Raw genomic sequence first — 25,929 nt, forward strand, 5'->3', positions numbered from 1 at the left:
GCTCAATCACCCCACCCTGCGCCAGCGATCACATCCTGATAAACATCCAGGGTTCTCTGTTGCATCGCGTGTAATGAAAACTGCATGTTTGGCAGTACCTTTGGCGGTTGTGCCAGCCAGCTCAGTGTGAGCATGGCGACTTCTGCCACATTACCCACGGGCACGGCACCTTCTGGCAATAGCGCTGCCAACTGCTCTGCGACGCCGCCATGCTGGTAGCCGATCACCGGTACACCGAGACTCAGCGCCTCCAGGGTAGTACGGCCAAAAGCCTCTGGTTCGGTAGATAAGGAGTAGACAATGCTGGCCATGGCCATGATCTGTTTGACGTCCTGGCGATAGCCAGTCAACGTAATGTGCTCCGATAACCCCGCTGCATGAATTTTCTGCTGCAACTCCGCGGCAAAACATTGTTTGTCACTCGCCACTTCACCCACCAGCAAAGCATGAACATCTTTATGTTGCTGGCAGACGATACGCAACATCTCGACAAAGTCTGTTGCACCTTTCCAGCGCGAGAGTCTGGCAGGCAATACCAGTAGACGTTTGCCCTGCATGTGCGGATACTCAGCAAACCAAGCCTGTTTCCAATCGTCGTCAGGCTGATAGCCAAGGGCGTATTGTGAAGTATCCACCCCACGGTAAATCAGCTGCAACTTGCGTTTGTCCACCTGATACTCCCGCTGCACATAAGCCTGTATCGTTTTCGAAATCACAATCACCCGCTCACCACAAGTCATGATCCGGCTATACCAACCAGGGCGATAATAGCCATGCACCGTGGTCACCAGGCGTGGTCGTTGCGCAACCGGTATGCCTTTCCAGGCCAAATAAACCACCCATGCCGGAAAGCGTGAGCGCACATGCACGACATCTACCTGCTCGCGCTGCCATAACGCACGTAATTGGGGAATCAATAAAAACGTCAGTAGTGACTTGCGCCCGATGGGGTAAGTGAAATGGCTGCTGCCTGCGGCCTCTAGTGCACTCACCATGCGGCCGCCTGCCGACATGACTAAAGACCTGTGTCCCTGGGACACTAGATGCGCAGCGATCTCCAATGTGCCCCGCTCCACCCCGCCCGATTGCAAGGCGGGTAATATCTGTAAAACTGTCAGTGTGCGCAAAACAAGAATTCAACAACTAAGTTAATCGTGATACCAGGCGACGTTTTGTCGCGTGACTGTTGAAATAGGCCAGCAACGCCTCGCAGCAGCGGCTGGCTTCATTAAAGCCCAGCACGGGCCGCATATATTGGCGATATAAACCATAAGGGTCATACCGGCTCACCAACTGGCGGTCGATTAACTTTTCAATGCCCCGGCTGACGCGGCTGTTGCCCTTGGCAGAGAGGTTAATCAGCCCGACTGCTACCTGCGCCGTGAGTGCTTCATACACCATAGACACAGAATCTTCAGTCACCCAGGCGTTAGACACGTGTGCCAATGTGGTTTGTACCCAGTCTTTATCAGTGTCAGCAATCGGGATAATGGTCAGGTTGACCAGGCTGACGCGCTGCATGGCCGACACAAAACTGGCGGGCGTACGTCTGGAAGTGGTCAGTATAAAATGTACCTCAGCATGCTTGCGCACCAGGTCATACACTTGCGCAACCACCGCCAACTCGTCCCAGACAAAATGCTTGCTGGGGCCACCGATCATGATCAAGACATCACTGCTGTCTTTTTTCTCGGTCGCTGTTGGCTGTATATGATTGATGACACCACGTGTTTCGATAAAACTAGAGAAGCCACGGTATTGATCGTGCTCGGGAATCAGGCAGACATCGAACATTTCGGCAGGCACGCTGGGCTGCATCATGCAGACAGTCTTACCGCCATAGGCGCGCTTGGCTGCCAGCATATGCCCGTGTGTGGCATGCCCGGCCCCCACGATCATGTCCGGCTTGGGCAGGTGTTTACCAGTTGGCCAAATTCCAGCCACCAAAGACAACCAGCCTGAGCCGCCACGGCCCACAGGCACATCAATCACGTCCACCGGTCGCCGCTGTTGCATGGCAGTCACCAGGCCTTGCGATTGATGCTCATGTCCGGGTTTACCATCTAGCAGACGCCAAACCACGAGGGAATTATTTGAACGATTTTGACTGATCATTTGCACCGCCTACACATGCCGTGCAGATTAGAGGTGCATCATGACAAATTGATTAAAATAAAAAGAAGGAATTATGTCCAGGCCAGCCGCTCTACTGAGCAGACATAACCAGGACACATTTAAAATCAACTACTTGGCAGCACCAAATACTTTTTTGAGCAGACTACTGGCCTGGCCCACTGGGTCTTGGCGAATGGCTGCTTCTTCTTTGGCAATCATCAGGTAAACGCCGTCTAGCGCTTTTTGCGTCACATATTGGTTAATATTGGCGTCCTCTTTTTTAATCACGCCAAACTTGCTGCCCATCTCGGCATATTTATTATAAGTATCTGCCAACTGCACATTGGCCGTGGCTTTTTGCACGATAGGCAAAAATTTAGCCGCCATGTCGGTTGCAGTGGTTTTTTTAAAATATTGGGTGGCAGCATCTTGCGGGCCGGTAAGGATATTTTTAGCATCCGTCACACTCATTTGCTTGACCGAATTCACCAGCAGTGTTTTAGCTTCGGGCACCGCCTGCTCCGCCGCGCGGTTCATTTTTAAGATCAACTCATCGGCCTGACTGCCCATGCCGACCATACGCATGCCTTTTTCTACTTTTTTCAATGAGTCTGGCAACGGGATCTTGACGTCTTTATTGCCCATAAAACCATCCGTAGCGCCCAACAGGCCAACGGCTTTACTCACGCCCTGGTTAAGTGCCTGCTTGAGACCATCGCTGGTTTCCTGCTCGCTCAGGTTGCTCACAGCACTACTGTTGCTCCCACTGCTGCTTGCAGAGCTACCCCCCACTTTTTCTACAATATCGCCCAGGCCTTTAAGGTCTAATGCCTGAGCATCAGTGATTAACAAACCGGCCAACAATACCCACGCTGTGTTTTTCATAATAACGCTCTTTAACAAGTTAAATGCAGTGTACCCATAAAGCACAAAGCAAGTCCAGATGGACTTGCTTTGTATCGCGACAATTAAAAAAAGATCAGGCTTTAAAAGGGGCAACTTGCCAGATACGCTGTGCGTATTCTGCAATGGTACGGTCACTGGAAAATTTCGCCATGCGCGCCACATTTAAAATCGCCATGCGTGACCAAGCCTCTTCGTCTTGATATAACGCGGCGACTTTTTCTTGCGCGGTGACATAAGCGGCATAATCTGCCAGCAACAGGTACTGGTCACCTTTGTGCAACAAGGTGTCGACAATGGCCTGGTAGCGTGCGGGCTCTTCTACCGAAAAGAAGCCGTTACCTATCATGTCTATCACTTGTTTCAGCTCGGTGTTGCCATGGTAATAATCCCACGGGTTGTAGTTGCTGGCTTTTAATTGCGCCACTTCGGGCGTGGTCAGGCCAAAAATAAAGATATTGTCGTCGCCCACTTCTTCCATGATTTCAACATTGGCGCCATCCAGCGTGCCGATGGTAAGCGCGCCATTGAGCGCCATTTTCATGTTACCGGTGCCACTGGCCTCGGTGCCTGCGGTCGAAATCTGCTCGGACAGATCAGCCCCCGGAAACAGAATTTCTGCCGCACTGACTTCATAGTTGGGGTAGAACACCACTTTCAACTTGTCGCTCACGGCCGGATCATTATTGATCATGGTCGCCACATCGTTAATCAGGCGGATAATCTGCTTGGCCAGCCAATACCCAGGCGCAGCCTTACCAGCAAAAATAACCACGCGTGGCGTATGCTGGCTAGCATGGCCACTACGGATGCGGTTATACAAGGTGATCACATGCAGCACATTCAACAGCTGGCGCTTATATTCGTGGATGCGCTTGATCTGCACATCGAACAAGGCATCGGTGTTGATGGCGATGCCGGTTTTTTGCAGAATCTTATCGGCCAGGCGTTGCTTGTTGGCTTTTTTCACCTCACGAAACGCTTTTCTAAACGCGGCATTATCCGCAAACGGTTCTATTTGTTTAATCAGGCCCAGGTCCTTTTGAAAACCCGTGCCGATATGCTTGGTTAACAAGCTGGTTAACAAAGGATTGGCCTGGTTTAACCAGCGGCGCGGGGTGATGCCATTGGTGACATTGGTAAATTTGCCCGGATAGATTTTAGTAAAATCGGCAAACAAGGTGGTTTGTAACAGCTCACTGTGCAACGCAGCTACCCCGTTGACGGTATGGCTGCCGACAATCGCCAGATGCGCCATGCGCACGCGGCGGCCATGGCTTTCATCAATAATAGAGACGCGTTGCAGCAGCGCAGTATCGCCCGGAAAATGCCGGTTAACCATCTGCAAGAACTGATGGTTAATTTCGTAAATGATCTCCAGATGCCGTGGCAATAGCTGCTCAAACAAATCTACCGACCAGGTTTCCAGCGCCTCTGGCATCAGCGTGTGGTTGGTATAGGCAAACATTTTGGTGATCAATTTCCAGGCGTTATCCCATGGCAAATGGTAATGATCAACCAACTGGTGCATCATTTCGGCCACGGCAATCGCCGGATGCGTGTCATTGAGCTGAATCGCCACTTTTTCCGGCAAGGTGTTCCAGTCGGCGTTGTAATTGGTGTAGCGGTGCAAAATATCCTGCGTGGATGCTGACACAAAAAAGTACTGTTGCTTTAAGCGCAGCGCCTTGCCCGACTCGGAAGTATCGTTGGGATACAGCACTTGTGAAATCGTCTCTGCACTATGGCGGCCTTCAACCGACTTCTCGTAATTGCCAGCATTAAAATACGCCAGGTCAAACTCGTTAGTGGCCTTGGCCGACCACAAACGCAAATTGTTCACGGTTTGCGTGCCATAGCCAGGCACCGGCACATCATAAGGCATGGCCACCACGGTTTCGTGATCGACCCAATGATGCTCAATACCGTGCTCGGTATGCACATGCAACACGCGGCCATAAAACTTTACTTCACAGGTGTGCTCGGGCCGCTGCACTTCCCAAATGTTTTGATAACGCAGCCAGTTATCCGGATTTTCTTTTTGCTGGCCGTTTTCAATGGTTTGCCTGAACATGCCATAGTCATAACGAATGCCATAACCGGTGGCCGGAATATCCATGGTTGCCATCGAGTCGACAAAGCACGCGGCCAGTCGCCCCAGGCCGCCGTTACCCAAAGCAGCATCCGGCTCCATCTCGGCCACACCCTCCAGCTTTTGGCCAATCTCCTGCAAGCCATCGCTTAGTTCCGGTGCAATGCCCAAATTGAGTGCGGCGTTAGACAGCATGCGGCCAATCAAAAACTCAAGTGAAAGGTAATACACACGCTTGGTGTTGGCATCACGATACGCATCGCGCGTATTCACCCAACGGCTCATTAAATGGTCACGCACCGTAAAAGCGGCGGTTTGATACCAGTCGCGCGTGGTGGCCCAAGAGTTTGATTTACCGATAGAAAACGTCATGTGGTTGCGTAACGCCTGTGGAATCGGCAGTTGCTCAAGCAAGAATTCATCGACGGCTTGCGCGGTGTCAGGTTTATCAGTTTTTTTAGGTGTTTTTTTCACATTGGCAGTCATACATCTTCCCCTGAGGTGTTGATCACAAATTTGCTTTAAGTGAGTCAAAAGCAAAAAGCAAGCCTACAACAAGAATGTGTCAGACATAAAAAAAAGCCACAAAATTCTTGTTGTGGCTTTTGATTATAACGCCCGAAAGCGCGCGGATAAAAAAGTTTTACAGTTTCCAGGTGTAGGCCACACCCAATGCATCCTGATACATCTTAATATTCGCCTCGCCACCACCAAAGGCCGCCGGAATCGAGTTGCTGCCATTCACGCTATTTTCAAACGCATGCGTATAAGAGAATGACAACTCGGATTGCGGGCTCAACACCCAGCTTGCGCCCAATGACAGATGGTCTTTCACCACGCCCGGCGCCAGAATATTCAGCAAGGTATCACCGCGACGAATTGGCTGGTCAACATGGTTAAACCCCGCCCGCAAGGTTAAGGCCGGGCTGTATTGATACAGTGCGCCAATCTTATACACCTTGGCATCTTGCCAATTAAACCCGGCGCCATTGTCATTGCCCAGGCCATTAAACAAATTGGCCTGTGAAGCATTGCCTACGGCATCCACCTCACCGTAATTAATGCGCTGAAAATCTGCCGCTAAGGTGAATGCTGGCGTCACCTTCACCGCCACGCCCACACCATAAGTCGATGGAATATCAAAGTCCCCCTGCTCGGCAAACAGGCCTTTGTATTTATCAAACTTGCTCATATAAGTGCGGCTCTGATAAGTCGCGCCCAAGGTCACCGTATCTGTAATCTCGCCCAGCCAACCGATATGCACACCTGCACCATACGAGTTGTCATGGCCATTATTGGTCACACGCCCGGGCGCTGCGCTAAATGTTGTGTTATCAAAGCCCTGCAAACCCTTAGCCTCAAAGCGCTGATAAGCCAAGTTTAACGAGGCGCCAATAATATGCTTCTCAGACACTTTCCAGGTCGCCGTCGGCGCCACAAATACCTGGATCAGATCCACCCCGGCACTGCCCTGGCTTTGAAACAACGGAATACCATTTTTGTAATCAGTATTCATGCCGCCATTGCCATACACACTCACGCCCAGCGTTACATCCTCGGAATATTGTTTGTTATAGCCAAACTCAGGGATAAAAAAGTGCTGGGTATCGTTGCCTTTGTAAGTACCATTAGCACCTGGTGACGGGCTGCCTTCCAGCTCAGACTCACGCACTGGCCTAAACCAGGTAACACCAGCATCAATGCGGTCACCCACCTTGCCCATGCCAGCCGGGTTCGCGGCCGCCGCCAATGCGTCTTGCGGCAAGGCAATGCCTACACCCGCAACGCCCTGTGAGCGCACGCCATAGCCATGGGAAAAATAACCATCAGTCGCCCAGGCATTGCCAAACGAAAAAGCGATTGCTACCGGAATAATCTTTGACCACTGATGCATTTTCAATCCTTCAATAACCATCTTGTATTGAAATATATCAAGCGATCTAAATTCAAATAAATAATATATAAAAATATATTTATAACTTAAAAATATAAAAGCCCGTATGACGGGCTTCTGTAAATAGTGGTTTGATTAATATATTCCATTCGGCGGACTATAAATTAGTCCGCCCTACGCGAGCTATCCATTACGCATCTGTAGCCTCAGCGGGTTTCAATACCTCTGCAAATCTGTCTTTGAGTCTCGCAAAGGACTTGGAAGTAATTGAAGTGCCGGCTAGCAGCATGAGTCCTGTAGTACCGGTAAATGTGTATATGGGGTCGTTAAATCCCGGGACCAAAAGTATTACGGTCGCACCAAGACCAAGAGCATAGCCAGCCGCAAACATCAAAGTGACAACCCGCCTAGGACGCCGCTGACTGAGAGCGAACAGAAACAGGACTCCTACTGCGAAGCCTATCAGCTCATAGTCGTGAAAACGAAAATCGTACAGTAAGCGAAAACTTATACCGGGCAGTAAGAGCACGCAAAGTGCGCCGCTTAACATACCCGCGACAATGCTTATGGGAAACACTATAAGCACGGCATTAATAATGAAGTTTCGATCATTCGAGCCAATTGATCCGGGAAGCGGACTTTCTCCAGCTTCGTAGCGAAGCCGCCCCAGCGTGGCGAGATATAAAAGGGAGATGACTGACCCAGCGCCAACAACAATCAGTCCGGGACCAACCATAAGTAGATCGGCAACTTTATTACCGAATACCCCAAGACCGAATGCCAGTAATGCCTCCATTAGAAGAAACGCGGCGTAGAGCGGTTTATTTCTCATAGCTAATCCAAATCGTCTCTTAAAAAGATTCCATCGAGAATGGTCTAACGATGAAGTAGCTGCCCAAATGACAGCAGCTAAATGAGCAGATTTTATCCATTTTCATATAAAATACAATTACTTATTTTAAAAGTAGATGTTGTAATAAAGAAAATACTACTTAAAGTAAGTTCTTACTTAATTGTCAATGAAAGATAATGCCACAAGCATTAAAAAATCAGCAAAGACTATTTTTGAATTCAATACAAAAGGTCTGTTGTTTAGGAACGCTAACGGAAAAGACAATTGATACACCTTTTCACAGGAATGACGGACCTTAATCTTCTCAGAATAAAAAAGCCACCTGACGCAGGTGGCTTTCTCATGATTACCAATTCAAACAATTACAAAATCAAACTGTTCATCCTCTTCACAAAACTGGCCGGGTCTTCCAACTGACCGCCTTCTGCCAACAAAGCCTGATCAAACAGCACATGCGCATAATCTGCAAAACGTGCATCGTCCGCTTCTGCCTTGAGTTTTTCCACCAGACGATGCCCAGGATTAATCTCTAAAGTAGGCTTGCTGTCAGGCGCTTTCTGGCCGGCTGCTTTGAGGATACGTGCCAAGTTGCCAGACAAGTCATGCTCGCCAGCCACCAAACAAGCGGGGGAATCAGTCAGGCGGTGTGTGACTTTGACCTCTTTGACCGCGTCACCCAGCGCAGTCTTGATGCGTTCAACCAGGTCTTTGGCTTGTTCTTCAACCTGTTTCTGCGCCTCTTTGTCTGCTTCATCTTCCAGCTTACCTAAGTCAAGGTCGCCTTTGGCAATCGACTGTAATTTCTTGCCTTCAAACTCGGTCAAACCACCCAACAACCATTCATCTACCTTGTCAGACATCAACAATACTTCAATGCCTTTTTTACGGAAGATTTCCAGGTGCGGTGAGTTTTTCGCCGCAGCAAAGGTATCGGCCGTGATGTAGTAGATGGCTTCTTGCTCAGGCTTCATGCGCTCGATGTAAGCCTTGAGCGACACATTTTGCTCTTCGGTATCGGCGTGAGTAGAGGCAAAGCGCAGCAAGCCAGCAATTTTGTCTTTATTGGCGAAGTCTTCGCCCGGGCCTTCTTTGAGCACGCGGCCAAACTCGTTCCAGAACTTGGCGTAGTCTTCCGGTTTGTTTTCGGCTACGTCTTCAAGCAGGCTCAATACTTTTTTCACTGAGCCATTTTTAATCGCTTCAACATCACGGCTGTCTTGCAGAATCTCGCGTGATACGTTCAACGGTAAATCGGCTGAGTCAATCACGCCGCGCACAAAGCGCAGGTATTGCGGCATCAGTTTCTCTGCATCCTCCAGGATAAACACACGCTTCACATACAACTTGATGCCCTGGCGGCGATCGCGGTCATATAAATCAAACGGGGCTTTGCCCGGCACATAGAGCAATGAAATGTATTCCTGCTTGCCCTCTACGCGGCTGTGCGTATAAGCCAGCGGGTTTTCAAAGTCGTGCGAAACGTGTTTATAAAACTCGTTGTACTCTTCTTCGGTGATGTCGCTCTTGCTGCGCGCCCACAAAGCCGAGGCCTTGTTGATGGTTTCGTCTTCATCGGTGGCCACCATCTGGCCGCCTTCGCCGTTTTCGCCGTCTTGCCATTCGGATTTTTTCATGACGATAGGCAAGGTGATATGGTCAGAATACTTGCGGACGATGGTTTTCAGTTTCCAGTCATTGAGGAACTCATCTTCGCCTTCGCGCAGATGCAAAATCACCGTCGTGCCACGTCCGGCTTTTTCAGTGGCTTCGATGGTGAAATCACCTTCACCGCCGGACTCCCATTTAATCGCTTCGGTTTCACCAGCGCGGCGGGTGATCAGCGTTACTTTGTCAGCAATAATAAAGCTGGAATAAAAACCCACACCAAACTGGCCAATCAGGTTGGCATCTTTGGCTTGGTCACCGGTCAGATTCTGAAAGAATTCCTTGGTGCCCGATTTAGCAATGGTGCCGATATTACTGATCACTTCTTCGCGGCGCATGCCGATGCCGTTATCGGCAATGGTCAGCGTGCGTGCGTCTTTATCAAAGGCGATATTGATTTTTAACTCGCTGTCATTTTCATACAGGCTGCCGTTAGAAATCGCCTCAAAACGCAGCTTATCAGCCGCATCCGATGCATTGGAAATCAACTCGCGCAACACAATCTCTTTGTTGCTATACAGCGAGTGAATCATCAATTGCAGTAACTGTTTGACCTCGGCCTGAAAGCCCATGGTCTGTTTAGATTGCGATTCTGTTGTCGCAGTAGTCATGACAATTTCTCCAAAAAAACGGGGTTAAAACACAAAAATTTACGTTTAGATGGGGAAGCAAAAACCGTTTTTCAAGAGGGGCTTTATCAAACATGGCAACAACGGCAATACAACTCACCATTTAACTGCTGGCTGCCACTACTGATTGTTTGGCTGAATAGCCAAAACACCCGCTTGTTCAAGCATTTGCGCCCCATATATTTGCATGCTTTTTGCTAGTTATTTTTTGCAGCAGCATTCTTTGTTAGGCGGTCAGATCAGGAGCGTAGCTTATGAATCTCTTTCACACCTTAATTGAGCAAATGCAGGTCATGAAACTGCCATTATATGCAGTCACCCTAACCGCCGTGCCACGGGCAGACACGCCTTTACTACTCATGCTGCACTGGCATGGTTTTCGCAAACAACCCACCGCAGCCCTGCCCATGCTCAAACCGATTCTGCAACCGATTCCAGGCTCTGCGCTACAAATTAATGACCGCTGGCAGCAACCTGAAGTGGTGGAAGAAGCGATTCTAGACGCCGCCTGGCAGCTCGGTGCCTGGGATGTACAGCGCGAAGAACACCGTGCCTGCACCTACGTTGGTGCCAGCGAACATGAAGCGCTGGCCTGCAAGCAGGCATTTGGCAAATATGATGAAGAGCTCGAAAATGAGTTACTGATCAGCGAAGCGCCAGACCGTGACGAAATGTTGCACCTGGGTGCCAAAGTCGGCTATATCCACTGGCAATTTCGCCCGGTGAATGGGGGTGTTTGGCAGTCGACGGCAGAAGATGACACCCTGCTTGAAGATGGGCGGCGTATCCCGCCCTGCCCGATTCGGCCATTGGCACTAAAAGGGGGCAAATTGAGTAAAACGGCGTTTAGATTGGGGCAGATTAATCGGATTATTTTGTTGAAGTAGGTTTTGGATGGCTAGATTGGAGTGTTGGCGATTTTAGGAAATGTTTTCTTTCGCCTTGTTGGCGAGTTACTTTTTTTGCTTGCCCAAAAAAGTAACCAAAAAGAGGGCCCCCAGCCATCACGGCCTGCGGCTCCCTTGCGTTGTTGGCTACGGCCGCTACGCTTAACATCGCTTCGCGAGTTAGCCTACGCCGTAACAGACTGCTGCGCAGTCTTAGTTATCAACAAAGTGGGCGTCCATCGAAACTCGCCCTAGCGGCTTGCAAAAGGCGCAAGCCGCCGCGGAACTCGGACAGCCGATGGCCGACTACCCCCACTTCGTCTCCGCTACTCAGCGTGGTGGAATGGGATTCTTCTCGCCAAACTCACATTGGCGAATGTTTGAACAGTTCAAAAAAACAATTCTTTTCTTATAGCCATCGATGATCGCGGTCGCATGGTGTTCGGGGTCCCCATCTGACGCGCCGAGCAACGCAGGGTTGGCGGGAGCTTTCGGCCATCGGCTGTCCGAATCCCGCAGCAGCTCACGCTTTGTGTGAGCTGCCAGGTTGAGTTTCGATGGCCGCCCGACAAGCCGAGTAGCACAGGAAACAAGCGGAAGCTGGGGTGCATTTCTTTTGGTTACTTATTCTTTGTGCAAGCAAAGAAAAGTAACTCGCCGAAAAGGCGAAAAGCAACCGTTCAAACAACCACAAACGCGTGGGCAAAAATGCCCACCCTTGTATTATCCCCCTATCCTGATTTAGGATGATTGAGAGGCATCTCAATCGAAGGCTAAGATGACGAGCCCACCCTTGGGATAAGCATGCTATATGTAAGCCCGCAACGTAGATTGTCACTTAGCCTTCAATTTCCATCATTTAAAATCGAACGGTATCTTGGGCGCAATTACTTTCTGTTGTAGCCCGCATTCACAAGGTTGATTCTATGGAAAACACTCAGTTAATCACTACACAGCCTACGATATTGGGGCTCGACATCGCTAAAGATAAAGTTGATTGCGCATTGTTGAGGCTTGGTAAAGTCAAATCTAAAGTGATTCAAAACTCACCTCAAGGCTTCGCAGAATTAGCTGCCTGGCTTGAGCGCCACGACGTTCATCTCATTCATGCTTGTTGTGAAGCCACAGGCGTCTATTGGGAGGCCGTTGCATTGTTTCTGTTTGAGGCAGGCCATCACGTCAGCGTCGTCAATCCAGCGCAAATTCATGCCTTTGGACAAAGTCGTTTGCAACGCAACAAAACGGATGGCATTGATGCTGCCCTGATCGCAGCGTTTTGCGATACATCGCACCCGCCTTTATGGCAACCTCCGCCACTCGAAGAGCGCTCCTTGCAAGCCATGATTCGTGATTTGCAAACCTTACAGGATATGCAACGCGCTGAATCCAATCGCTTGCTAGTAGCGCATGCGTCGGTTAAACATCGCATACAGCGCCATCTGGATTGGCTGGCGGCTGAAATCGCTCGACTGGAACAGGATATTGACCAGCATATCGATCAGTATCCTGAATTAAAGAGTAGGCGCGCTTTGTTAACGTCTGTTCCAGGTATTGGCAAGCGATTATCTAGCTGGTTCTTGGTGATGCTGGGTAATGGACAGCGATTCAATACGTCAAAGCAGGCCGTTGCGTTTACTGGCTTATCGCCAAGATTATGGCAGTCAGGCAGCTCTGTGCGTAGTAAAACACGTATCTCGAAAGTGGGAAGTGGCAGTCTTAGACGTTTGCTTTACATGCCAGCTGTTAGTGCCTATGCGAAGTTGGATATCTACCAACCTTTTATACAAAGACTCAAATTGGCCGGAAAACCGCCAAAAGTCATTATCGTGGCCATCATGCGCAAGCTCGTCGCAATCGCTCAAGCTGTGCTCAAAGCAAACAAGCCTTTCGATAAAAATATCTATCAAAAAGCTTGTCTTTTATAACGGTATCTACGAAAACAAGCCCCTAAGGCGTCCACCTCACCCCAATCGACAACCACTGCGTCTGGCTATCCCCATTCACCTGCTGCCCCAGCGTGCCATCAATCTGAAACACCTCCGGCACCAGCGAGTAACGCACGCCAAACTGATAAAAAGGGCTTTGCGTGTGGTCACCAAACACTTCGGCAATGCCTTTAAAGTTTCCACCCAGTTTAAACTCTGATCCCACGCCCATACTGACCTTATTGCGGTCTTCTTGCCGGTCGCGCAGCATGCCAACGTTGACATGCACAATGACATCATCATCACGCAGTGAGAATGACACTGGAATATAGAAATAAGTGTTGCCCAACTGATTAGGCCCAGGCTGAATATCCGGGTGCATGACACGCCCGGCGGCAAAGCCTATGCCCCAGCCATTGGTTTCTAGCGGCTTGAACAAGGTTTTGAATTGGCCGACCCAGTCTTCAGTGTGATAGTTGTCATCATTGTTACGATAGCTGCCACCACCCAGGGTAATTTCAAAATTCTCACCGAGGTTACACGCAGGCAGCGCCCAGAGCTCTTGCCCGCCTTTGTAGCTACGCATCCAGCTTTCGAGCTGGCAACTGTGGGCATTGGTTAGGCGGGCATCATCAGTCACCAATGGGCGTGCGGCGTACGCAGGCTGGGTAATCACAAACAAAATGAATAGGTAAAATAAAGTGCGCATGGGGGCTATCTTGAGTTTTATTTGATGGTATTTGCATGGCATGACGGTTTGATGAAATCCACCTCGCACTAGCGTTTTATTTTCATATTAGTTTCACTGGCCTATGCCAACATAACGATTTATACTGTTTGCAGAACTTGCCCAACAAGGCAATCATGGCGAGACAATCATCGTGGAGGCAAGCATGGCAACTATTGAGGTGACTGAAACCAGTCCAAACTCGTTTTCTGTCACCGTACATGGATCGCATACCACCACGCATCAAGTCAGTGTCAAGCCTGATTATGCGGGCCAACTGCTCGATGCCACGCACAATGCTTCACAGTTGGTAGCAGCCTCTTTTGAGTTTTTGCTCGACCGCGAATCTAACACCAGTATTTTGAGAAGCTTTGATTTAAGCGTGATTGAACGCTATTTTCCAGAATACCCCAAGGCCATTAACCGCTACCTTAAGTAACCTATCCCCGTATTATCGCATGCTAAATATTACTCATGACACCCAACTTGCTGCCGTAGATTTGGGTTCCAACAGCTTTCGCCTCGAAATCGGGCGCGTCGTTGACGGCCAGATTCTGCGTGTCGACTATTTAAAAGAAGCCGTGCGACAAGGCGGCGACCTGGACGAAGAGCGCAACCTGAAGCCACAAGCATTTGAGCGCGGCCTGAAATGCCTGGCCCGCTTTGGCGAGCGCCTGAAAGGGTTTGCACCTGAGCATGTACGCGCGGTTGCCACCCAAACCTTGCGCGAAGCCACCAATAGCGAAGACTTTATTCGACAGGCGCAAAAAGTACTCGGCTACCCGATTGAGATTATTTCAGGCGTGGAAGAAGCACGCCTGATTTACCAGGGTGTTAGCCGCATGTTGCCACAATCAGATGAAAAACGTCTGGTGGTGGATATCGGCGGCCGCTCTACCGAATTTATCCTCGGCCAGCACTTTAAAGCCAACGTCACTGAATCATTGCGCTTAGGCTCTGTTGGTTGGTCGCAAAAATACTTTGCTGATGGCCAATTTAGCGAACGCAATTTTGAGCGCGCTGAAATCGCTGCCGAGTCGATTATCGACATGATTGCAAATCGCTACGTTGGCCAGTCAGAAGTGGCTTATGGTGCCTCGGGCACGGTGGGTGCAGTCGCCGATGTGTTAGCAGGCTCAGGGTTTGCCACAGACCGTATTGAGCGTGCGCAACTGGAGTGGCTGAAACAGATATTGATTAAAGCCAAATCAGCCGACCGCCTGAATATGGAAGGCCTGAAAGATGACAGGCGCGCCGTGATTGGTGGCGGGCTGGCAGTATTGACGGCAGTATTCGACACCCTGAAAATAGACACGCTGATGGTAGCTAACGGTGCCCTGCGCCATGGTGTGCTGTATGACATGCTGAGCTCAGATAATGCCACCGAAGATTTGCGCACAGCATCGATTGCACGGCTGTGCAAACGCTTTGGTGTCGAGATGGATCATGCCAATAATGTCAGCAAGCTGGCATTGTATTTTTATGACGCCATGCAGGCGTGCGATAGCCAAAAACCGCTATTGCACTGGGCGGCCTTGTGCCATGAAGTCGGCTGGGCAATCTCACACACCGACTGCAATAAACACGGCGCCTACATTCTGGACAACACGGAGTTGATGGGCTTCGCGCAAAGTGAGCTGCATACCATCAGCCTGCTGGTGCTCGGCCACCAGGGCAAGTTACGCAAACTGGCAGCCGATTTTGATAATCAAGACCTGGTATGTCAATTAATGGCTTTACGCCTGGCGGTGATTTTTTGTCACTCGCGTCGCCTGCCTGCGCTAAAACACTTACAGCTCGAGCGGCATAAACAGCACTTCATGCTGAGATTGTCGCCACAATGGGCCAGCCAGCATCCACAAACACATTATTTGTTAGAAGAAGAATGTTTGTTGTGGCAAAAACTGGGCTGGCAGCTGGATATTCAGCATCAATAAAAAAACGGGCATGAGTGCCCGTTTTTTTATTGACCTTAACGCAACATCAGTCTTGTTTGTTTTTAGTCTTTTTTCTTCTTATCGCGTTTTTCATCTTCTTCGCGCAGCTTGACTACTTTATCGCGCCACTCTTGCAATTGCTCATCTTCAATTTCCAGCTGCAAGGCAAGCGCCTCTTCCTGAGTCAGTTTTTCCTTGATAAAACGTTTAGGTAATTTGCCACCCATGCGTGACAAAATACGTTCAGCCTCATCTGCGCTCAATTGTTTTACTTTTTCCAGATACTCTGGATTCACTTTGTCTTTCATAAGACTCCCTTTAATTGCCTGCTTATCACCTGCGGTAACAGGCATAATTTAACTGTTTTGCAAAATCCAGTCGGTGACCGGATTCCACTGTGCAATGTCGACCTCTTTCAGAGCGTTCGACAATTCAAAAATACTTAAGCCTTCCTCTGCCGCCGTCACGTAAATTTGCGATGAACGCAACATAGACAGGACAGCAAAGCCTGACTCATCCATAAATGCCAGCAGGCGCTCTGCTGAACGCGTGCGTGGCATGACACGCATGCCAACCAAACCAACAAACGTCTTGTGTTTGCGCACTGCTTTTTCTTCGGCCAGCAACTCTAAAAAGTCTTGCGTGGCGCCAATATCAAACGCTGAAGGCGCAATAGGCACCAACACTAAATCAGCCTCGGTCACCGCGTCAGAAATCTTTTTGTCCCGCAACCCGCCCGGCGAATCAGCAATCACCCAGTCGGCTTTTTGCAAGGCAGATTTACCGAGGTCTTCGGCATTAAAAACCGTAGCGACATGCGATGGGCGACGCGCTAACCAGCCTGCAGAAGATTGCTGCCGGTCAAGATCTTCCAGCACAATTTTGTGCCCGAGTTGCGCCAGATAGCCAGCAAGATTAGTGGCCAGAGTGGTTTTGCCGCAGCCTCCTTTGGTATTTGCCACTAATACCCTGCGCATCTCATACTCCCTGATTAAAGGTGTTGCATTTTGTCATGAAAAACAGCCTCTATGACACCATAAAAATATGAAATATTTATGACAATTGACGTCAACAAAAAACGGTATAAACTGTTTTCACAATATCAATTCAGGAGATTCACATGGCGAGCAAACCAGAAGCAAAGCCCTTGACGACGAATAAACCAGCCACTGCCAAAGTAGCAAGCACCGCCAAGCCGGTGGCTACTAAAGCGGTTGCCCCTGCCACCGCAAAACCAGCAGCTGCCAAGCCAGCCACGGTAAAGCCTGCGGCCAAACCTGCTGTCAAACCAATCGCAAAAGCCGTGGCCAAAGCCGCTGTAGCCACAAAAAAAACAACGCCCGCCACTGCAATTAAAGTAGTGAACAAAACAGGCGCCGCCATTGAAAAAGACAAGCCAAAAACCAGCAAGGTCAAAATGGAGCGCGACAGTTTTACCATGCCAAAAGAAGAGTATGCGCAGATTGCTGCACTCAAAAAGCGCCTGGAAGGCCTGGCCAAACCCGCCAAGAAAAGCGAGCTGTTAAGAGCAGGTTTGAAGTTATTGTCAGCGATGGATGACACCTCGTTGAAAGCAGCCATGGCTGCCGTGCCGACCATTAAAACCGGCCGACCAAAAAAATAACGACCTGTCACGCATCTGAACTGGACACAGTCGCCAGATCACCGTTACAAGGTTATTCAATCAAATCGGGGCTTTGCACGCTATACAACTTGTAGGGTGGCCCCGATTTTGGCAAGCGTAACCACCAGACTGCGCCTTTTTTGATACTAATTTGCCCATCCGGCATGCCCAGACTTTGCGCTGCCAGCTCACCAATCCACGGCTGGTGCCCAACCAGCATCACCGTTTCAAACGGGCTTTGGGCCAACAGCTGCAATAAGGGCGCCAACGGTCGCTCAGGCGCCAGGCGACTATCTTCTTGCCAGTCATCCCCCCAGTAAGCCACCGTTTCATGCGTGCGCACAGACGGGCTCACCAGCACATAGGTTTGTTTGGGCAGGTATTTTTTAAGCCAACCAGCCATTTGTTTAGCCTGCTTGTGGCCTTTTTTGGTCAGCACACGCTCAAGATCAGAGGCGCCATGCAACAACACTTCGGCCTCGGCGTGACGCCATAAAATGAGATTCTTCACTGGCATGGGGCGTTACATCGAATGATATTGTTGTAATAGCAGGTTCTGGCAAGACAAGGACTCAGCGTCCACTGCTTGTTGCGCAACAGGCGCATACTGGCCTTGCTCTGCCAATTGCCAGGCATCTTTATTGTCCTGCAGATATAGCTGCAAGCTTTCACGGTAAATACGGCTTTGCATGGCCGGGTCTTTAATTGGCCAGGCTAGCTCTACCCGCCGCATCATATTGCGGCTCATCCAGTCAGCACTAGAAAGCCACATGTGTACGTGGCCATCGAGCTCAAAATAGAACACGCGCGAATGCTCAAGCAAACGCCCGACAATCGAACGCACGCGAATGCGCCCTTTCACTGCAGGCGAATCGACTGGCAAGATGCAAGCACCACGCACGATCAAGTCGATCTCAACCCCGGCGCTGGCGGCTTTCATCAAGGCAACAACCAACGGCACATCAGTCAGAGCATTCATTTTGGCAATCACCCTGGCAGGTTTGCCTTGCTTTGCCAGGCGCTGCGCTTTTTCCAGTTGCTTAATCATGCTGCTTTGCAGCGTAAATGGCGCGACCAGTAAATGTTTAAGTGCTGGAATCGGCAACTCGCTGGTCAGATGACGGAACACAGCCTCCATTTCACGTGTCAGGTTGGCATCTGCAGTCAGCATGCTCCAGTCGGTATATAAACGCGTGGTTTTAGGGTTGTAGTTACCAGTAGAAAGATGCCCATAACGATGAATGGTTTTGCCTTCGCGGCGCATGATCAATAACATTTTGGCATGTGTTTTCAAGCCAACTACGCCATACACCACTTGCGCACCGACCGACTCCAAAGCCTCCGCCCAGTTGATATTGGCTTCTTCATCAAAGCGGGCTTTGAGCTCTACCACCACCAGCACCTCTTTACCACGGCGCATCGCTTCTTGTAGCAAGCGCAGCATGCGCGGGTCAGAACCAGTGCGGTAAATCGTCATGCGAATCGCCAGCACCTGTTCGTCTTTAACGGCCTCTTCAAGCAACTGGATCACCACCTCAAAGCTCTCGTAAGGCTGGTGAATGAGCAAGTCTTTTTCACGCATCTGCGCCAGCAAAGAGGTGTTTCTCTTAATGTGTTGCGGCCAGTGTGGCTGAAAAGGCACAAACTTGAGGTGGTCGCCTTTAGCCATGTCCGGCAACTGGATTAAGCGCCCCAGGTTCACCGGGCCATTGACGCGGTAAAGCGCGAGTGGCGGCAGGTTAAATTGCTTGAGTAAAAACTCAGCCAGCGTGTCATCGCACTCCTGTGTGACTTCGAGACGTACAGCTTCACCATATTGGCGATGCGCAAGCTCTTCACGCAACGCGGTGCGCAAGTTGATCACGTCATCCTCGTCGACCTCGAGGTCACTGTTACGCGTGACGCGAAACTGTGAGAAATGCAGGATGCTGGCGCCTTGAAACAACACCTCGAGATTGGCGCGGATAATGCTGGTTAACGACACAAAGCATTGCTCGCCCTTGCTGATAGACGGCGGCAACTGCACTAGCCGTGGCACCACACGCGGGGCCCGCACAATGGTGATTTTCTCTTCGCCATCGACCGCAATACGAACAATAAAATTGAGTGACTTATTGGCGACCTGCGGAAACGGATGTGACGGGTCCAGTGACACCGGCATCAAAAACGGCAGCACTTCGCGCTTGAAATAGTTGGCAACCCAGGTAGTTTGCTCCGGCGTACGCACGCCACCAGACACCAGGTGCACACGCTCTTTAGCCAATGCAGGCATCAGCGCATCATTAAACAGCTGGTATTGTTGCGCCACCAGCGCCTGCGCCATCTCGGCCACTTGCTCACACGTGGTGGCCGACACCGGGCCGCTGGTTACCCCTTGCTGGCAAGCCTCCATCTGCAACGGCATGCGCACCTCAAAAAACTCATCGAGGTTGTTAGACACAATGCATAAGAAGCGCAAACGCTCAAGTAAGGGATAGTCCGCTCGTTGCGCCAAAGACAGTACACGGGCATTAAAGCTGAGAATGCTAAGATCTCTGTCAAGCAGAGCAGGCGTGGTATTTTTCATGGCGATTATTGTATCGACTCAACCAGTATCCAATGTGACAGTTTTGTGAAATTACATCAATAGACATTACAAAGAGGCTAATTGTTGCAGACGTTGTTCGGCAAAATCACTGATCGCCAGCCGCTCGTCTGCGGCCATCTTGGTAATATGTTGAACCATCAACCGCGTGCGCGAATGACTCGCCAGCAAGGCCTCATGTTTGATTAAAAACGCCCAATACAAGGTCGTAAACGGGCAGGCGCGCTCACCGGTTTTTTGCTTGGGATCATACTTGCAACCCGCACAGTAATTGCTCATGCGCTGAATATACGCGCCACTCGCCACATAGGGCTTGCTGGTAAAACGGCCGCCATTGGCATACAGCGCCATGCCAACCACATTGGGCAACTCAACCCACTCGACAGCATCCACATACACGGCCAAAAACCAGTCCGAGACTTGCTGTGGCGACAATTGCGCCAGAGTCGAGAACAGGCCAATCACCATCAGCCGCTGAATATGGTGCGCATAGCCTGTTTGCAGTGTTTGGCCTATACACTGTGACAGGCATTGCATCTGCGTCTCACCAGTCCAAAACCAGCCTGGTAAATCCCGCGTATGCGCAAAATAGTTGGCTGACTTTAACCCTGGCATCTCCAGCCAATACACACCACGCACAAATTCGCGCCAACCCAATATCTGGCGGATAAAACCCTCAACACTGACCAATGGCGCCTGACCACACGCATAGGCCTGCTCGGCGGCAGCAATCACTTCACGCGGATTGAGTAACTTGAGGTTGAGCGCCGAAGCCAGCAATGAATGCCATAAATATGGCGTGTTTTGCCACATAGCGTCTTGATATGGGCCAAACTGCGGTAACTTTTCTGCCACAAAATGCGCAAGCAAGCTGAGTGCTTGCGCGCGTGTCACCGGCCAGCCAAATGCCTCCAGTTGCCCCGGGTGCGCTGCAAACCGCTGCTTAACCAGCGCCATGACCGCTTGCGTGATTACATCTGGCGTAAACACTGGTGGCGGCACTAGCGCTTGCGGGCCTTGCTTGCCTAACGATTGCCGATTGTCATGATCGTAGTTCCAGTCGCCGCCCACCGGCGCATCGCCTGCCATTAAAATATTGTATTTCTTGCGCATGCCGCGATAAAAAAACTCCATGCGCAAAGAAGTATTTTTATCGCTATATTTGGCGGCCCAGCGTTGAAACTGGTCGATACTGCACATAAAGTGCGTGTCTTGTAGCACCTGTAAAGGCGTTGCATGCTCATCAGCCACTGCTTGCAGCGCTTGCCAGACGCGCCAGTCACCTGGCTCGCATACTTTAATTGCCTGCGGCTGATGCTGTTGCAACACCGCCCGCCAAATGGCAGGCAAATCAGGGTAGGCATGCGACTCAAGGCTAAAATAAGTGAGCGGAAATTGTTGCGCGCGCAACTGGTTGGCAAAGTGGCGCATGGCAGATAAAAACAGCGTAATGCGTTGCCGATGCGACCACACATGCTGCGACTCGTGCGCAACTTCTGCCATCACAATATGGTCTTGCGTCGGGTCAAAACCGTGTAATGCAGGGTTATCCAGCGTGAGCTGGTCGCCCAGAATAATCACCAGATGTCTCATATTGCAGGGGTTTTAGCGTTGCGGCGGCAACGTTCAGAGCAGTATTTAACGGCTGCCCAATTGTTGGCCCAGGCCTTGCGCCAAGTCATGGGCTTGCCGCATTGCGGGCAAAGTTTTGTTGCTAAAGTGCTTTTATTGCCCTTGAAGTTGGCGCTCATAGCGCAAAGACTGGCCGTGCCGAGGTAGGCTCCTTAAACACCGATTTCTGTTGATAGCAACGGCTGGCGACTCTGCAGATCTCAACAAAGTCTTCAGCCACCAGGGCTGCACGCCCCAATAAACCGCCGTCGATATCTGGCATGCTCAACAAGCTGTGCGCATTTTTAGGCGCCATACTGCCGCCATACACAATACGAATCTGCTCGGCAAACTCTCGGTCGCGCTCTGCGATCATCATCCGGATAAACGCATGCATGCGTTGCGCCTGCTCAGGCGTGGCATGCTCGCCGGTGCCAATCGCCCACACGGGTTCATAGGCGATCACCATATTGAATTTTTTGGCCAGCGCAAATGCTTCATCGTCCAGGCCATACACTACATTGAGCATCTGGTTACGCACAATCAGCTCGGCCATATTGCCATCGCGCTCATCCTGCGTTTCGCCGACACAAAAAATAGGTGTCAGCCCGGCGTGCAAGGCATTTAACAGGCGCTTGGTCGCCACCTGGTTACTCTCGAGCTTAAGTGCGCGCCGTTCAGAATGGCCGATAATGGTATAGGTGCAACCAAACTCTGCCACCATTTTGGCCGAAATGCAGGAGGTAAACGCACCCTCGGTAAATTGGCTGACGTTTTGCGCACCCCAGGCAATGGCTGAGTCTTGCAGCAGGTCTTGCGCCTGATACAAATACACATAAGGCAAACACACGGCAGTATCAACGCCATCGAGGTCGTGCAACTCTTGCTTGAGCCTATTCAATAAACCTTGATTCTCAAGCAAGCCGCCGTGCAGCTTCCAGTTACCAATGACTAATTTTTCTCGCATGATGGGATTCCTTTGCTCATGCCCCCTCAACTTATAATTGCTTTTGTAGGCCGTTTCTTTAGTGTGTAAATATGCAGCTAATAAATGGCCGCCATTTTTTCCAGTGAAACCACCTTTATCTTACTCGCTTGTCCGGCACTACCAAAGGCCTCAAAGCGCTCTTTACACAAATGCTGTGCTGCCGTGGTGGCCTCTTTAAAGTATTTGCGCGGATCGAACTCTTCAGGATGCTCAACAAAATAACCACGAATAGCGGCGGTCATGGCCAGGCGGATATCGGTATCAATATTGACCTTGCGCACACCGTTTTTAATGCCCTCTACAATTTGTGACACTGGCACGCCATAGGTTTCTTTGATATTGCCGCCATAATGCCGGATTTGCTCCAGTAACGATTGCGGCACGCTCGAGGAACCGTGCATGACCAAATGCGTGTTAGGGATTTTGGCATGAATTTCACGAATACGTTCAATTGATAGCGTATCGTCTGAGGGTGGCCGAGTGAATTTATACGCGCCATGGCTGGTGCCAATCGCAATGGCCAGTGCATCGACTTTAGTGGCTTCAACAAAAGCGGCGGCTTCATCCGGGTCAGTCAGCAATTGTGACTCGTCCAGTTTACCTTCTGCGCCAACGCCATCTTCTTCACCGGCCATGCCGGTTTCAAGCGAGCCCAGTACGCCGAGCTCGCCCTCGACTGACACGCCCACCGCATGCGCAAACTCAACCACGCGCCGTGTCACTTCAACGTTGTATTCATAACTGGCGGGGGTTTTGCCATCTTCCCTTAGCGAGCCGTCCATCATCACACTGGAAAAACCACTGCGAATGGCCATTTGGCAGACTTTGGGCGAAGCACCATGATCCTGATGCATGCAAATTGGAATATGTGGATATTGCTCAATCGCCGCTTCGACCATTTTGCGTAAAAAAGACTCCCCGGCATAACCGCGTGCGCCTGCTGATGCTTGCAGAATCACTGGGCTATCGACTTCGTCGGCCGCCTTCATAATGGAGAGAATCTGCTCCATATTATTAATATTAAATGCAGGCAGGCCATAGCTGTGTTCTGCGGCGTGGTCGAGTAATTGCCTGAGCGAAATCAATGCCATGTCATACTCCTTTATTATTTTGAATCTTGCTGATGATAATCACGCAAACGCTGGATTTCCTGTTTAGCGCCTAACAATACCGGCACACGCTGATGACATGCCGTTGGCTGAATGGCGAGAATATCCTCCAGCCCGTCTATGCTCGCCCCACCGGCCTGCGTCACCAGTAAACTCATGGGATTAGCTTCATACAATAATCTTAAGCGGCCCGCCTTGACTGGCTGCTTGCTATCGCGCGGATATAAAAATACGCCTCCACGCGTCAAAATACGATGTACATCCATCACCATACTGGCACACCAGCGCATATTAAAATCGCGCGTGCGCGGCCCATCCGCCCCTTGCAGGCACTCAGCAATATAGCGTTGCATCGCAGGCTGCCAGTAGCGTTGATTGCTGGCATTAATGGCAAACTCAGCCGTTTCTTCGCCGACCTGCACGGTTTGTTGCGTTAAGATAAATGACTGGCTAGCTGGCTCCAGCGTAAACACATGCGTGCCTTGGCCGATAGTGAGCACCAGCAACGTTGCCGGGCCGTACATCACATAGGCCGCCGCCCGTTGATCGTGGCCAGGCTGTAAAAAGGCTTGTTCGCCCAGTGTGGCCACGCCAATATTGGGCACAATAGAAAAAATACTGCCGACCACACCGTTAATCGCTAAATTAGAAGAGCCATCCAATGGATCCATGCTGACCAAAAACGGTGCGTCCAGTGTTTCAAACAACACCGGCACCTCTTCTTCTTCTGACAACACGCCAGCCACCACTGCCGATGCGCGTAACTGTGCCACGGCCACCTCGTGGCTGCGAATATCCAGTTGCATTTGTGTTTCGCCCTGCACATTGGTGCTGGTCATTTTTTCAGTGACCCCTGCCAGAGCGCCCTGCTTGATCAAGGCAGCAATCTCAATCCCAGCCTCGGCAATATGCCAGATCAGCATATTCAAAGCATGGTTCACAGAAACCTTTTTTAAAAACACGTCCAATTGCATGACAATCACCTTTGATGGGTTAAGCAACCGAGGGCTACATGACACTGTAACTGATACCTGAAAAGCTTTAAGCCATGATGACAGGCTGAAAACCAGTGCATTTAAAACATGTGCAAGCAAGCATGAAGCTCTTCATGCAATGTTTATGCCTGATTTTTAAGGTAGACGCCAGCATCGCCACATTGTTCAACCTGGTTGAGTGGCCGTTACTCAATCGCGTGCGCAATAGCACGCGCGCGTTAAAGCGTCATCAATTGCCCAATGGCTTGCTGTGCTGCCACAAAACCAGCAGTCGCAGTGACACAAATGCTTGAACCATAGCCCGCACAGTTCAAGCCTGTCAGGCCTGCCTGCGGCGTTTCGCAAACCGCTTCAGGGCGCTCGACTGGCTCATCTGAATACACGGCCATAATGCCAAATTTGGCAGATTTTTTATGATCAGACGCTTTAGGAAAGCCATGGTCACGCCGCAGCTGGTTACGCACCTTTGCCAGCATACGATCGCCTTGCACCTGCGCCAAATCAGCCAGGCGGATGCGCGTCGCATCCAGCTTGCCGCCTGCACTGCCCACCATCACCAAAGCGATACCCTGCTGTTTGCAATAGGCCGCCAAGGCGATTTTGGCCTTGGTGTCATCCATGCAATCTACCACCACATCCGGCGCAACGGCCAACAACGGTGTCAGGTTGTCGGCCGTCACAAAGTCCTCAACCTCTATGACGTCACACAGTGGATTAATCGCAGTAATTCGCTCGCGCATGGCGGTCACCTTGGCCTTGCCCAACGTTTCATCCAGCGTATGAATCTGTCGGTTCATGTTCGATTCGGCAATATTATCCAGATCGACCAGCGTTAACTTGCCCACAGCATTGCGCGCCAGCGCCTCTACCGCCCACGAGCCAACACCACCAATGCCAATGACCAGCACGTGTGCATGTTGCAGCCTTGCCAAGCCTTGCTCGCCATACAGACGACGCACGCCACTAAAGCGGCGCTGAATATCCACTAACTGATCTGCAGTCATACGGTTTGGGTCGTTTCCAGCACCACGTAAGCCAATGCCAGATTTTTTTCGTCACTAATGCTGATGTGCGATTGGTAAATATGGTGTTGCTTAAGAAAGGCTTGCAGTGTGGCAGACAACTGCAGCAAAGGACGGCCTAATGCGTCGTGGGTGACAGCAATATTCTGAAAACTGACATCGCCACGAATACCGGTGCCTATCGCTTTGGCAAAGGCTTCTTTAGCCGCAAAACGCTTGGCGAGAAAGCGGGCTTTGAGTTTGCTGGCTTCATAATCTGCCCATTCACCTGGCGCCAGAATGCGCTTGGCAAAGCTGTCACCAAACTGGTCCAATGAGGCCTCTATGCGCTCGACTTCAACAATGTCTGTGCCAATTCCGTAAATCATA

The 25,929-nt window shown here is 50.5% G+C and carries 24 protein-coding genes; 5 read left to right on the forward strand and 19 right to left on the reverse strand.

Features of this window, described 5'->3' with window-relative positions; genetic code table 11:
• Positions 1–2: 2 nt before the first annotated feature.
• The 7 genes from METH5_RS0102165 to htpG all read right to left on the reverse strand — a co-directional run bounded on the left by METH5_RS0102165 (position 3) and on the right by htpG (position 10,133).
• Complete coding sequence (locus tag METH5_RS0102165; RefSeq protein ID WP_232411079.1) at positions 3–1,076, reverse strand: glycosyltransferase; 1,074 nt, start codon at positions 1,074–1,076, stop codon at positions 3–5.
• A gap of 67 nt (positions 1,077–1,143) precedes the next feature.
• On the reverse strand, positions 1,144–2,115 hold the full coding sequence (locus METH5_RS0102170; RefSeq protein ID WP_036307489.1) for a mitochondrial fission ELM1 family protein: 972 nt from the start codon (positions 2,113–2,115) through the stop codon (positions 1,144–1,146).
• Between the two features lie 129 nt (positions 2,116–2,244).
• The gene (locus METH5_RS0102175; protein ID WP_029146959.1) at positions 2,245–3,000 is read right to left on the reverse strand and encodes a DUF4197 domain-containing protein; all 756 of its coding nucleotides are present in this window, start codon (positions 2,998–3,000) and stop codon (positions 2,245–2,247) included.
• A gap of 94 nt (positions 3,001–3,094) precedes the next feature.
• Entirely contained in the window at positions 3,095–5,596 is a 2,502-nt protein-coding gene (locus METH5_RS0102180; RefSeq protein WP_029146960.1) for a glycogen/starch/alpha-glucan phosphorylase, read from the reverse strand.
• Positions 5,597–5,753: 157 nt separating this feature from the next.
• On the reverse strand, positions 5,754–7,004 hold the full coding sequence (locus METH5_RS0102185; RefSeq protein ID WP_029146961.1) for an OmpP1/FadL family transporter: 1,251 nt from the start codon (positions 7,002–7,004) through the stop codon (positions 5,754–5,756).
• 190 nt (positions 7,005–7,194) lie between these two features.
• Entirely contained in the window at positions 7,195–7,836 is a 642-nt protein-coding gene (locus tag METH5_RS0102190) for a hypothetical protein (RefSeq protein WP_029146962.1), read from the reverse strand.
• Positions 7,837–8,219: 383 nt separating this feature from the next.
• Positions 8,220–10,133 (reverse strand): molecular chaperone HtpG, encoded by a 1,914-nt coding sequence (htpG, locus tag METH5_RS0102195; RefSeq protein WP_029146963.1) that lies wholly within the window; start codon positions 10,131–10,133, stop codon positions 8,220–8,222.
• A 272-nt stretch (positions 10,134–10,405) separates the two neighbouring features.
• On the opposite strand from htpG, the gene METH5_RS0102200 reads away from it, so the two are divergent.
• Positions 10,406–11,038 (forward strand): hypothetical protein, encoded by a 633-nt coding sequence (locus tag METH5_RS0102200; RefSeq protein ID WP_029146964.1) that lies wholly within the window; start codon positions 10,406–10,408, stop codon positions 11,036–11,038.
• 926 nt (positions 11,039–11,964) lie between these two features.
• Entirely contained in the window at positions 11,965–12,963 is a 999-nt protein-coding gene (locus METH5_RS0102205) for an IS110 family transposase (protein ID WP_051412818.1), read from the forward strand.
• A 22-nt stretch (positions 12,964–12,985) separates the two neighbouring features.
• Here METH5_RS0102205 and METH5_RS0102210 read toward each other — a convergent pair whose 3' ends face one another.
• Positions 12,986–13,672, reverse strand: coding sequence for a hypothetical protein (locus METH5_RS0102210; protein ID WP_029146966.1), 687 nt, complete (start codon positions 13,670–13,672; stop codon positions 12,986–12,988).
• A 184-nt stretch (positions 13,673–13,856) separates the two neighbouring features.
• Here METH5_RS0102210 and METH5_RS0102215 point away from each other — a divergent pair, with 184 nt between their 5' ends.
• Positions 13,857–14,129, forward strand: coding sequence for a hypothetical protein (locus tag METH5_RS0102215; RefSeq protein ID WP_029146967.1), 273 nt, complete (start codon positions 13,857–13,859; stop codon positions 14,127–14,129).
• Between the two features lie 19 nt (positions 14,130–14,148).
• Positions 14,149–15,627: an exopolyphosphatase gene (gene ppx, locus METH5_RS0102220; RefSeq protein ID WP_029146968.1), complete on the forward strand. Its 1,479-nt coding sequence runs from the start codon at positions 14,149–14,151 to the stop codon at positions 15,625–15,627.
• A gap of 62 nt (positions 15,628–15,689) precedes the next feature.
• On the opposite strand, the gene METH5_RS0102225 is transcribed toward ppx, so the two are convergent.
• Positions 15,690–15,935 carry a hypothetical protein gene (locus METH5_RS0102225; RefSeq protein WP_029146969.1) on the reverse strand — a complete coding sequence of 82 codons (246 nt, stop codon included), beginning with the start codon at positions 15,933–15,935 and terminating at the stop codon, positions 15,690–15,692.
• A gap of 48 nt (positions 15,936–15,983) precedes the next feature.
• Positions 15,984–16,604 carry a ParA family protein gene (locus METH5_RS0102230; protein WP_029146970.1) on the reverse strand — a complete coding sequence of 207 codons (621 nt, stop codon included), beginning with the start codon at positions 16,602–16,604 and terminating at the stop codon, positions 15,984–15,986.
• A 143-nt stretch (positions 16,605–16,747) separates the two neighbouring features.
• Between METH5_RS0102230 and METH5_RS0102235 the strand changes: the two genes are divergently transcribed.
• Positions 16,748–17,251 carry a hypothetical protein gene (locus tag METH5_RS0102235; protein WP_029146971.1) on the forward strand — a complete coding sequence of 168 codons (504 nt, stop codon included), beginning with the start codon at positions 16,748–16,750 and terminating at the stop codon, positions 17,249–17,251.
• Between the two features lie 52 nt (positions 17,252–17,303).
• Here METH5_RS0102235 and METH5_RS0102240 read toward each other — a convergent pair whose 3' ends face one another.
• The 9 genes from METH5_RS0102240 to acpS form a co-directional block, all read right to left on the reverse strand.
• On the reverse strand, positions 17,304–17,768 hold the full coding sequence (locus METH5_RS0102240; protein ID WP_029146972.1) for a histidine phosphatase family protein: 465 nt from the start codon (positions 17,766–17,768) through the stop codon (positions 17,304–17,306).
• Between the two features lie 6 nt (positions 17,769–17,774).
• Positions 17,775–19,817 carry a polyphosphate kinase 1 gene (ppk1, locus tag METH5_RS0102245; protein WP_029146973.1) on the reverse strand — a complete coding sequence of 681 codons (2,043 nt, stop codon included), beginning with the start codon at positions 19,815–19,817 and terminating at the stop codon, positions 17,775–17,777.
• 66 nt (positions 19,818–19,883) lie between these two features.
• A complete protein-coding gene (locus tag METH5_RS0102250) occupies positions 19,884–21,428 on the reverse strand; it encodes a cryptochrome/photolyase family protein (protein ID WP_029146974.1) in 1,545 nt (514 codons plus the stop codon).
• Positions 21,425–21,586: a DUF2256 domain-containing protein gene (locus METH5_RS15950; RefSeq protein WP_081726683.1), complete on the reverse strand. Its 162-nt coding sequence runs from the start codon at positions 21,584–21,586 to the stop codon at positions 21,425–21,427. Before METH5_RS15950 ends, METH5_RS0102250 begins: the two co-directional genes overlap by 4 nt.
• Positions 21,583–22,413 carry a triose-phosphate isomerase gene (tpiA, locus tag METH5_RS0102260; protein ID WP_029146975.1) on the reverse strand — a complete coding sequence of 277 codons (831 nt, stop codon included), beginning with the start codon at positions 22,411–22,413 and terminating at the stop codon, positions 21,583–21,585. The genes METH5_RS15950 and tpiA overlap by 4 nt, the downstream gene beginning before the upstream one ends.
• A 77-nt stretch (positions 22,414–22,490) precedes the next feature.
• Positions 22,491–23,525 carry a class II fructose-bisphosphate aldolase gene (gene fba / locus METH5_RS0102265; RefSeq protein ID WP_029146976.1) on the reverse strand — a complete coding sequence of 345 codons (1,035 nt, stop codon included), beginning with the start codon at positions 23,523–23,525 and terminating at the stop codon, positions 22,491–22,493.
• 14 nt (positions 23,526–23,539) lie between these two features.
• A complete protein-coding gene (locus METH5_RS0102270) occupies positions 23,540–24,517 on the reverse strand; it encodes a class 1 fructose-bisphosphatase (protein ID WP_198290670.1) in 978 nt (325 codons plus the stop codon).
• Between the two features lie 239 nt (positions 24,518–24,756).
• A complete protein-coding gene (locus METH5_RS0102275; protein ID WP_029146978.1) occupies positions 24,757–25,542 on the reverse strand; it encodes a ThiF family adenylyltransferase in 786 nt (261 codons plus the stop codon).
• Positions 25,539–25,928, reverse strand: a complete 390-nt coding sequence (gene acpS / locus METH5_RS0102280; RefSeq protein ID WP_029146979.1) for a holo-ACP synthase — start codon at positions 25,926–25,928, stop codon at positions 25,539–25,541. Before acpS ends, METH5_RS0102275 begins: the two co-directional genes overlap by 4 nt.
• Position 25,929 lies beyond the last annotated feature (1 nt).

The organism is Methylophilus sp. 5 (genome assembly GCF_000515275.1).
Taxonomy (GTDB): domain Bacteria; phylum Pseudomonadota; class Gammaproteobacteria; order Burkholderiales; family Methylophilaceae; genus Methylophilus.